Origin of the sequence: Embleya sp. NPDC005575, assembly GCF_040605455.1 — a bacterium.
Lineage (GTDB): Bacteria > Actinomycetota > Actinomycetes > Streptomycetales > Streptomycetaceae > Embleya.
In genome coordinates, this window is the sequence record NZ_JBEXCV010000273.1 from 1 (window position 1) to 6425 (window position 6425).

Annotated in this window: 5 protein-coding genes and 1 pseudogene; 1 reads left to right on the forward strand and 5 read right to left on the reverse strand. The window is 71.5% G+C overall.

The window, feature by feature from the left end; genetic code table 11:
• Nucleotides 1–214: 214 nt before the first annotated feature.
• The 5 genes and pseudogenes from ABZS54_RS41565 to ABZS54_RS41585 form a co-directional block, all read right to left on the reverse strand.
• A pseudogene (locus tag ABZS54_RS41565) lies at nt 215–608 on the reverse strand (GNAT family N-acetyltransferase).
• Nucleotides 609–661: 53 nt separating this feature from the next.
• A complete protein-coding gene (locus tag ABZS54_RS41570) occupies nt 662–955 on the reverse strand; it encodes a DUF1330 domain-containing protein (RefSeq protein WP_355548208.1) in 294 nt (97 codons plus the stop codon).
• Between the two features lie 655 nt (nt 956–1610).
• On the reverse strand, nt 1611–2528 hold the full coding sequence (locus ABZS54_RS41575) for a zinc-binding dehydrogenase (protein WP_355548211.1): 918 nt from the start codon (nt 2526–2528) through the stop codon (nt 1611–1613).
• A gap of 102 nt (nt 2529–2630) precedes the next feature.
• The gene (locus ABZS54_RS41580; RefSeq protein WP_355548214.1) at nt 2631–3731 is read right to left on the reverse strand and encodes an alkene reductase; all 1101 of its coding nucleotides are present in this window, start codon (nt 3729–3731) and stop codon (nt 2631–2633) included.
• 135 nt (nt 3732–3866) lie between these two features.
• Complete coding sequence (locus ABZS54_RS41585) at nt 3867–4862, reverse strand: Lrp/AsnC family transcriptional regulator (RefSeq protein WP_355548217.1); 996 nt, start codon at nt 4860–4862, stop codon at nt 3867–3869.
• 268 nt (nt 4863–5130) lie between these two features.
• On the opposite strand from ABZS54_RS41585, the gene ABZS54_RS41590 reads away from it, so the two are divergent.
• On the forward strand, nt 5131–6425 hold a 1295-nt coding region (locus ABZS54_RS41590), incomplete at its 3' end, for an MFS transporter (RefSeq protein WP_355548220.1).

A 6425-nucleotide genomic window follows, 5' to 3' on the forward strand; every position in this document is an offset into this window, starting at 1 on the left:
GAGCGGCTCCGGCGGGATCCGACCCGGGACGGCGGTGCCCACGGTCGGGGCGGTGCGCCCACGTGGGCATGTGGCCCGTGGACGGGGTCGGCGACGCACGCAGGCCCTCGCTCAGGTACCCGGGCGGGTCGGCCGGGGTGAGGATCCGCACCCGGCACATCGGGTGCGGCGCGGTCCCGGGCCCCGGATCGCTGCGGTGGTCGCGCAACCGGGCTCAGAGCCGGATCAGGCCCGCTTCCGTCGGCCGGAAGCCGCACGCGTCGACGTAGAACCGGCGCAGGCCGTCCTCGAAATCGACGTGCAGCCATTCGCACTTCGCGGCCCGGCCTCGCGCACCGCCGGCGCGATCAACTCCGCCCCGATCCCGCTCCGGCGATTTCGCCGGGCCACCACGGTATCCAGGACGAACGCGTGAACTCCCCCGTCCCAGGCCACGTTGACGAAGCCGACGAGGTGATCTCCTGCCATGCGCACACCCAGCCCAGGCTGTGCCGATGCAACTGGGATCGCCAGTCGATCGGCAGCGGCGGGTGCTCGAATCCCTCGGCGTGCAGCGCGTTGACGGCGGAGTTGTCGAAGTCGCCCCGCCATTCGAAGGTGACCGTCATGAGGCAATCGTAAGAAGCGCGGGGGTCGCTGCTCATGGAACGGGTCGGGCGGGCTACTCGGCGGTGCCCTCGGCGAAGAGCATCCGCAGCGGCAGCGCGGTCTTGCGGATTTCCCGGGCCCGGCGGTACTCGGCGGATTCGTACCATCGGGTGATGTGCGCCAGGTCCGGGAATTCGATCACGATCAACCGCGAGGAGGCCCAGATGCCCTCCTGGGCATGGGGAGTTCCGTCGCGCACCAGGTATCGACCGCCGTGCAGGCGGACCGATTCCGCCGCCGCTGCCTGGTACTCGCGGGCGACGTCCTCGTCCAGAACCGCGGCGTCGACGATCACGTAAGCAGGCATGCGCATCCTCCGAGGGCGAACCGGCCCGTGGGACCGAAAGCGTGCCGGGCCGTGGTCGGACCGGCGGGACCATGATCGACTCGGCACGCTTCGGCGCCCGCCGAACGATCGGCGATCGATCGCCGACCCCGGAGGGCGGGTCCGCCGACGTGTGCACGGCCGCGGTGCCGTGTTCGTTCGGCATGCGTCAACGAAGTCGGGTCCGATCGACGTCGATCGATGCGAGTGTGCCGGTGGAGAGTTGAGCCGGCCGGCAGCGAAGTCCCGGGCGGCTCCCCGACCGCCGGGGCGTGCCGGTCCCGCCGATCGACACGACCGTCTCGCACTTCGCCGGGTGGCGCGAGTACGCCGTGCCGAGTCGCGAAGCGGTCACCGTGGTGGACACCGCACTCGCCCCCGATCGAGGACCACTTGGGCGCGCTGGGCGGCACCGGTCCGACCGAGCCCTCCTGCGCGGTGGCGACATCGGCAGGATGCCGTCCGTCTGGACGGCTGACCACGGCGGCCGTCGCGGGTGGGACCGATCCACGACGGCCCCCGACCGGCCCGGCGTGTCGAGCCGTACCCAAACCGGGTCACCGCGCGGGTGGGGCTCGTCGCCCGGAATCCTCGGACGGTCATCGAACCGCCGGTCGCGGGATCGGTAGACCTCCGCTCAGCGCCATGCGCCGGGCAGATCCAGTACGGCCTTGCCCTGGACTCGGCGCGACAAGAGCGCCTCGGCGGCGAGTTCGGCCTGTTCCCACGGACCACGCCAACCGATCTGCGCGGTCAGCCGCCCGGACTCCAACAGCCGGAGCAGGATCGCGAGATCGTCGGCGAAGGGCGTCGCGACGTTGAAGTTCTCCAGTCGTCCCCGCGCCGACTTGGCACCCGCCACCTCGAAGTCGATCGTGGTCGGTTGCCGGGCCGCCCGGCCGATCGCCTGGACCACCCCGTCGGCCTCCAACCGGTAGAACGCCTCAGCAAGTTGCGGCCCGCCGACGTTGTCGAGCACGCCGTACACGGGCGCGGACAGCGCACCGGGACCGAGCACGGTCTCTGCGGCGCCCAGTTCGCGCAGACCTTCCGCGCGCTCCGGCGAACCGACTGAGGCGATCACGTGTGCGCCCGCGAGCGCGGCGAGTTGAACGGCGAACCGGCCGACACCGCCGGAGGCGCCGGTGACCAGGACCCGGCGCCCGAGCACCGAACCCAGCCGGCGCACAGCCTGGAGGGCGGTGACACCGGCGACCGGAAGGGTGGCCGCGACACCCAGGTCGACCGCCTCGGGCACCACGGCCAGGTTCGAGGTCTCCGCGGCGCGCAGTTCGGCCCACGCGCCGTCCCAGCCGAAGGTGACCACCCGGGCACCCGGCTGCGGCCCGGAGCCGTCGGCCGCGGCTCGGGTGACGATCCCCGCGGCATCCCAGCCGGGCACGTGTCCGGTCGGCTCGCCGGTCGGTCGATAGGCGATCTCACCGAAGTTGAGCGAGAACGCGGCGACCGCGACCAGTACTTGGGAGTCCCGCGGTCGCGGGTCGGGCGCATCCGCCCGGTGCAGGCCCTGCGGACCGTGGATCAGTGCTCGCATGTGTGCTTCCTGTGTGCTTTCCGATCAGTCCCCGGGGCACACGATGCGCCCCGGGAGACGGGGTGGACGCCGACCACCGGAGCCGGGGTCGACGAGGCGCACTCAGCGCTCGGCGTCGGGTGCGTCGGGTGCGTCGAGCGTCGGGTAATCGGTGTACCCCTGGTGATCGCCACCGTAGAAGGTAGCCTTGTCGGCCGTGTTGTATGGTCCGCCCGCCCGCACCCGCGCGACCAGGTCGGGGTTGGCCAGCCACATCTCGGCCAGCGCGACCGCGTCCGCAACGCCGTCGGCCAGCGCTTCCGCGCCGATCTCGGGCGAACTCGGAAAGGACTCGGGCGTCGGGTGCGCGCACACGATCAGCACGCCCGGCCAGGCGGCGCGGATCACCCGGGTGACGTCGCGGGTGAGGATCTCGAACACGTGCAGGTAGGCCAACGGCGTGGGTGCGAGGGCGCGCACGAGCGCGGTGTACAGCTCGGCGGGGTCGCTCTCGCTGATCCCGTTGAAGGTGATGCCGGGCGACAGCCGGACACCGACCCGCTCCGGCCCGATCGCCTGTGCGACGGCCCCGACCACCTCCAGGGTGAGCCGGATCCGGCCCGCGATCGACCCGCCGTACGCGTCGGTGCGCCGGTTGGAGCCGTCGGCCAGGAACTGCTGTAGCAGGAATCCGTTGGCCGCGTGCAGTTCGACGCCGTCGAAACCGGCCTCGATCGCGTTGCGCGCGGCGCTCACGAAGTCGTTGACGGCATCCCGGATGTCCCGGAGGGTCATCTCGCGCGGCGTCGGGTGGTCCAGCATGCCATCCGGGGTGAACATCTGCTCACCCGAGGCGATCGGCGACGGCCCGACCGGGTGCGCGCCGTCCGAGTACAGGCTCGGGTGTCCGATCCGGCCGCAGTGCACCAGTTGCGCGACGATCCGACCGCCTTGGGCGTGCACCGCCTCGGTGACCGCACGCCAGGCCGCGACCTGCGCGTCGGTGTGCAGGCCCGGGGTCAGCACATAACCCTGGCCGAGTTCGCTGACCTGCGTCGCCTCGCCGATGATCAGACCCGCCGACGCGCGCTGCGCGTAGTACTCGGGGGCCGACTCCGAGACCAGGCCCGAGTCGTCCGCGCGGTTGCGGGTCATCGGCGCCATCACGAGTCGATTCGGCAGTTCCAGTTTGCCGACGGTCAGGGGTTCGAAAAATCCGGGCACCGGGGCACTCCTCCGTGCGGACACCCCCGCCGCGGACGCGGCGGAGGCACCCCTCAACACTCGTCGGCCGGCGCGGGCGGAACAACGCCGGATCACAGAAGGAAACCTGCGCCGCGCTAAACGATCCGCGCCGGATCAGCGACGCCGACGCGGCCGGGGCATCGGGCCCTCCCGCTTGAGCGTCTCGACGATCGGCGTGGTCTCCACGTTCGTGATGCCCTCGACCGAGCCCAGCGAACGGGCGATGAAGTCGTACAGGTCGGCGGTGTCCCGACACAGCACACTCAGAAGGAAGTTCGAGCTTCCGGTGACCACGGCAGCGAACACCACGCGGGCATCGGCCGCCACCACCTCGGCGACCACGTCCAGGGCGGACGGCCGCACGTTCATCCACAGGAACGCGGGCAGGCCGTAGCCCAGGTTCACCGGATCCGTCTCCACCTCGAAGAACAACACGCCCGCACTGCGCAGCAGTTCCACCCGCCGGCGCGCCGCCGACTCCGAGGTGCCGCAGGCCCGGGCCAGCTCCGCGTACGAGGCGCGACCGTCCTCGGACAGGGCCGCGAACAACTCCCGGTCACCGTCCACCCATGCGGGCACCGGCGCGTCCCAGGACGCCTTCGGCGCGGTCCGGATCAGTGCTTCGGCCTGGTCCGCGGTCAGCCCGATGTTCTGCGCCTGCCAACAACTCATCGGCCCACCCACGACCACGCGCAGCGTGCAGTGCATCTCCAGCGCGATCACCCCCGCCACTCGGCCCAGTTGCCGGGACAGGTCGTCGCCCGGGTACTCGGGGCCCTTCGGCCGGGTCACGCACAACACGTCGGTCCCGGCCGCCAGCACGTGCACCCAGGAGACGTCCGGCCGCCGGCCCAGGCCCTGCGCGACCGCGTCCACCGCGCCCGGCGCGCACCGCACTCGCAGCACCCACGACGTCTGACCGGTGCGGCGCAGGTCGGTGACCGGCACCACCCGGATGGCATCGTTCGCGCGCATCCGGCGGTAGTGCCGCAGCACGGTCGCGTCGGAGACGCCCAGCACCTCGGCGATCCGCGCGAAGGGCACCCGGCCGTCGATGTCGAGTGCGTGCACGATGCCCAGGTCGACCGCGTCGAAATTGATTGATCCCACCGCACGGAGCCTATCCGTAACAGGAATCCGCCACATGGAGGCGTTTTCCTCGACCAGATTCCACGCATGGACGACCGTTTCCGTCAGCGGGGCGCGCGGACGGCGGCCCGCGTCGCCAGGGTTTCGGCCCGACTCGTCCCGTCCGACTCATGCGGCTCATGCGGCTCATGCAGCTCATTCGATCCATCGAATTCATCGATCCATCCGGTTCTTCCGGGCTCATCCGGGCTCATCCGGCATGCCCGGTTCATTCGAACAAGGAGTCATCGTGCGCAAGTGGGGACCGCTCTTGGCGATCTGTCTCGGATCGTTCATGCTGCTCGTCGACGTCACGATCGTCATCGTCGCCATGCCGGACATGAGTACCGACCTGGGCTCCTCGTACACCGACCTGCAGTGGGTGCTGAACGCCTACTCGCTCGCGCTGGCCGCGCTCATGCTCGGCGCCGGATCGCTCGCCGACCGGACCGGGCGCAGACGGGTCTTCGGTGTCGGCACGGTGGTGTTCACCACCGCGTCGCTGATCTGCGCGCTCGCCTCCGACACGGCGACGCTGATCGCGGGGCGGGCGCTCCAGGGCGTCGGCGGTGCGGCGATGTTCGCCACCACGATCGCCCTGCTCGGACACGCCTACCAGGGCCGGGACCGGGGCGTTGCCTTCGGCGTGTGGGGCTCGATCAGCGGGGCCGCCGCAGCGGTGGGCCCCATCCTCGGCGGCCTGCTCACGCAACACTTCGGCTGGGAGGCGATCTTCCTGATCAACGTGCCCATCGGCGTGCTCACCGTGGCGATGTCCCGGCGGGTGCTCACCGAATCGCACGGCAACCGCTCGGCCCGCCTGGACCCGCTGGGCATGCTCACCTTCACTCTCGGCGCGGCGCTGCTCACCTACGGGTTCGTGCGCGCGGGCAGCGACGGCTGGACCGAGCGCGGGACGCTGGGCGTGTTCGTCGGCGCCGTGCTCGCGTTCACGCTGTTCGTGGTGGTCCAGATCCGGGTCGCCGAGCCGATGATCGACCTCGCGCTGTTCCGCCGCGGGTCGTTCGGCGCGATCATGGCCGCCGGCCTGCTGATTCAGTTCGCCGCGTTCGCCGCGTTCCCGCAGATGTCCGTGTGGCTTCAGTCGGTGCTCGGCTACGACCCGGTCGAGGCCGGACTGGCGCTGCTGCCGCTGGCCGCCACCTCGTTCGTGGTGTCCGCGCTGGCGGGCCGCTTCCTGCACGGCGTCGGGGCCAAGTGGCCGCTGGGGATCGGTGCGGCGTTCATCGGCGTCGGCAGCCTCGCGCTGACCCTCGTCGACGCCGGGTCGCACTGGACCGCTCTGGCTCCCGGCCTGGTCCTGGGCGGGGTCGGGGTCGGTCTGGCCATGCCACAACTGGCGGGTGCGGCGCTGGCCGCCGTGCCGCCCGCCCGGGCGGGGATGGCCGGCGGGGCGCTGAACACCTTCCGCCAGCTGGGCTTCGCGCTGGGAATCGCCGTGGTGGGCGTGCTCTTCCGTGACGGCGCGGCCGACTCGCTGCGCGATGCCGCCGCGATCGGCGGCGACCCGCACACCACCGCCGA

What these genes read in the sequence shown, in the direction of transcription:
- ABZS54_RS41575 (WP_355548211.1), bottom strand. Translation starts at nt 2,528, where the DNA reads ATGCGAGCACTGATCCACGGTCCGCAGGGCCTGCACCGGGCGGATGCG.
- ABZS54_RS41570 (WP_355548208.1), bottom strand. Translation starts at nt 955, where the DNA reads ATGCCTGCTTACGTGATCGTCGACGCCGCGGTTCTGGACGAGGACGTC.